Origin of the sequence: Nostoc sp. DedQUE04, assembly GCF_034530995.1 — a bacterium.
Classification (GTDB): Bacteria; Cyanobacteriota; Cyanobacteriia; order Cyanobacteriales; family Nostocaceae; genus Nostoc.
Genome location: NZ_JAVRCA010000138.1, coordinates 1 through 3,229 on the forward strand (window position 1 = coordinate 1; position 3,229 = coordinate 3,229).

Below are 3,229 nucleotides of genomic sequence, written 5' to 3' on the forward strand. Positions count from 1 at the left end.
CTTCACGCTCAACTGAATTTTCTTTTATCCCCCGATTACTGAATCGGTGTTCTAGTCAATTTGTACGCACATCGTGAAGACAATAACCCCTTTTTAATTTGCCCAATTTTGCTTACAACTGCTGAACTATTTGTTGCACATCGCAACCTTGCTACTAGTATGGTGGAGACTGCAACTTGCCTTTCAGATATAGCAAAATCTGCTCCTTACATAATCCTATATTCAGACTATGGGCCAGATTTTCAGAGACACTGTATGCGGGAATGTGCTCAACTTGGAAATATTGACCCAACTCAAATTGAAGATATTGAGACATATCGAGAGGAAAATGGAGAGTATAGTTTTTATTTACCTTCATTTCTTTACGAGTCGCTAGCAGAGGGAATGCGTTCTACACTAGTGTCATACTTTACCCAATTCGTAGTCTGTCAAATGTCTAGTTTTGATATTTTAATCAGCGATATTAAGAAAATTGCTTCTAAAGCTGGTCGTACATCCAAAAAGCGTAGAGAATGATAGTACTAAACAGCAGCCTGACACTCCATTATCGTGATGAAGATGGGGTTTGAATTGTCGAGTGCCCTAGGACGTGTCATCAATTAAGTAAACTGGAGTCAGTGATGCTTGGGATAACCCAATAAACTGAGTACAGCAATTTCCAAAGCTTTTTGGTACAGTATTCTATAAAATCCAGATGACGAAGAAAGGCGATCGCTCAAAAGCAATTGCCAGTTTATTGCTCAGAATCTAGAACGCAGTTGCTATGATCAAACGCCTGCTTGTAGTTGAGTCTCCCGGAAAAGTTAAAAAACTCAGTCAAATCCTGGGTGCAGATTGGAAAGTTCTCGCAAGTTGTGGCCATATCCGAGAACTCAGCAATGAAGGGGACGATTCCTTGGGCTTCGTCATGGACGGGAGTAATGTTCGGTGCAATTACGTCTTGCGTGACCAACGAGCGAAAGAAACAATCCAGAAGCTCAAGTCTGCGGTGAAGCAGGTTGATGAAGTTGTCTTAGCAACTGACCCAGACCGGGAAGGTGAGACAATCGCTTGGCATCTTAAAGAAACGCTGGGTTTAAGGGAACCAAAACGAGTAATTTATACTGAGATTACAGCATCGGCGGTGCAGAGTGCGATCGCTAATCCTAGAAAGCTAGACCAAAATTTAATCGGTGCTGGGCTGTGCCGAGATTGCCTAGATAAGCTTGTAGGTTACAAAGGTAGCCCTTTAGTTTGGGCATTGAATAACGGTGCTAAGAGTGTTGGCAGAGTTCAAAGCGCGACATTGCACCTGATTTGTCAGCGAGAAAACGAAATTCTGACTTTTGTCCCCCAAGATTACTGGAGTGTCTGGGTAGATTATGCTGAAGGATTTCGGGCTTTTTACAAAGGGACGGTCGATTCTGCAAAAGATGCAGCAGAACAAGAAACTGAAACTCATGATGACGCTAAGGTAGGTAATAGTCCAGAAACACCGGAATCCAAACGTGTTCTTTCCGAAGCAGAGGCTACACGTTTAGTAGAAGAAGCACAGCGACATCCTCATCAGGTTATCCATTTTGAAGGAAAAATTGTTAACCGCCAGCCACCTCCACCATTTACAACTTCCAGCCTTCAGCAAGCAGCCGGTTCAAAGCTGAGGTTTGCTCCCGATAAAACTATGGTTGTAGCCCAAAAGCTGTATGAGGCAGGGCTTATCACATATATGCGAACAGACTCAGTAATGCTGAGTCCAGAATTTTGTGCCAGCGCCCGTAAATGGTTAGAGCAAAACGATCCGCAGAATGTACCACAGCAAGTTGCCAAGCATCGCAGTAGCAAATCGGCTCAAGAAGCACATGAAGCGATTCGTCCAACCGATGTATTTCGTCCCTCAGTTCAGTTGCGTTTAGAACTCCCGGATGATGAGTTTAATCTGTATGTGATGATCTGGAAACGGTCAATTGCTTCTCAGTGTCGGGCTGCCCAATTGCGTAAAACTTTGGTGATTACTCAATCTGGTTCCCTACTGTGGTCAGCCAGAGGGCAAGTAATTGAATTTTATGGTTATGCTCGGTACTGGAACAATCTCAGCAAGGATAGTGTTTTACCTTCATTACAACAGGGACAAGCATTGAAACTAGAGAATGCTGGACATGAAAAGAAGCAGACGCAGCCACCACCCCGTTACAGTGAACCAAAATTAGTGCAATTGATGGAACGTAAAGGAATTGGTCGCCCAAGTACTTATGCTCCTACTGTTGCTACCTTAAAAAAACGAAATTATGTTGAGTTGAAAAAAGACCATCTGCAACCGACAGCGTTAGGGTTAGAAGTTGATGCATTTTTGCTCAAAGCACTGCCGGATTTACTAGAGGCAGAATTCACAGCGAAAATGGAAGATGCCCTTGATGCCATTTCTGAAGGAAAGAATTCTTGGCAGCATTATTTAACTAATTGGAATCAGAATTACTTTATACCAGCGCTCTCCAAAGCTAAAACTATAGTTCCAAGTTCCTCAATAGGTAAAGCTAATGTAATAACTGAGCGCAAATATGAAACTTCCAAGACTCGATGCCCTGAATGCAAAAATTTTCTCGCCAAAATTCCGAGCAGTAAGGTCAAAAAGAAATATTTCCTCAAATGCACAAAAGGTTGTGAAAATGTCGTGCTATTTTGGAGCGACTTTAACAAAACTTGGCAGCCACCACAAGCTAAAACAGTCCAAACTGAAAATCAACAAAAGCCTCCTGTCAAAACGACGGCATATCCCTGCCCAGTATGTAAAAAACCTCTAGAGGAGTACAGTTATATCAAAGAGGGGCAGAGTAAGACAATGTTGCGATGTTCTAATGCCCAATTTCGTAAGGATACCAAACATAAAGATGTGGCTTATTTCAGCACACAAAAAGGGTGGTGGAGTCCTAAGTTTGGGGAATTGAATTGTTAGACTACACTGCTGATATTTTTACTTAATACTAAAGGGTTTTGGCTCCCCTATCCGACAGGGAGAGGGGTTGGGGGAGAGGTCAAAAAAGGGCTTGTCGAACTGACGTTAACTTAGGGCCAACACAAGCAGCACGACATATGCAAGGAGTAGAGAGAGCTTTCGTTTGTCAATCGTCGTCATGTGAAGGCGGATAAACTAAATGCAGCATTGACCGATATAATTAACCGCTACAATGTCAATGTCTTAAACCTATCCCACTAATACCAAAATGTGATAATCTACTTTCTGAATAAGAGGGGG

Annotated in this window: 2 protein-coding genes; both read left to right on the plus strand. The window is 42.6% G+C overall.

The window, feature by feature from the left end; all coding sequences use genetic code 11:
- Positions 1-60: 60 nt before the first annotated feature.
- Positions 61-516: a hypothetical protein gene (locus tag RM049_RS39160; protein ID WP_322708104.1), complete on the plus strand. Its 456-nt coding sequence runs from the start codon at positions 61-63 to the stop codon at positions 514-516.
- A 247-nt stretch (positions 517-763) separates the two neighbouring features.
- Positions 764-2,929, plus strand: coding sequence for a type I DNA topoisomerase (topA, locus tag RM049_RS39165; RefSeq protein WP_322708105.1), 2,166 nt, complete (start codon positions 764-766; stop codon positions 2,927-2,929).
- The last annotated feature ends 300 nt before the right edge of the window (positions 2,930-3,229 follow it).

Excerpts from the sequence above, each read along its gene's own strand:
- topA (WP_322708105.1), top strand. The coding sequence starts at position 764 with ATGATCAAACGCCTGCTTGTAGTTGAGTCTCCCGGAAAAGTTAAAAAA.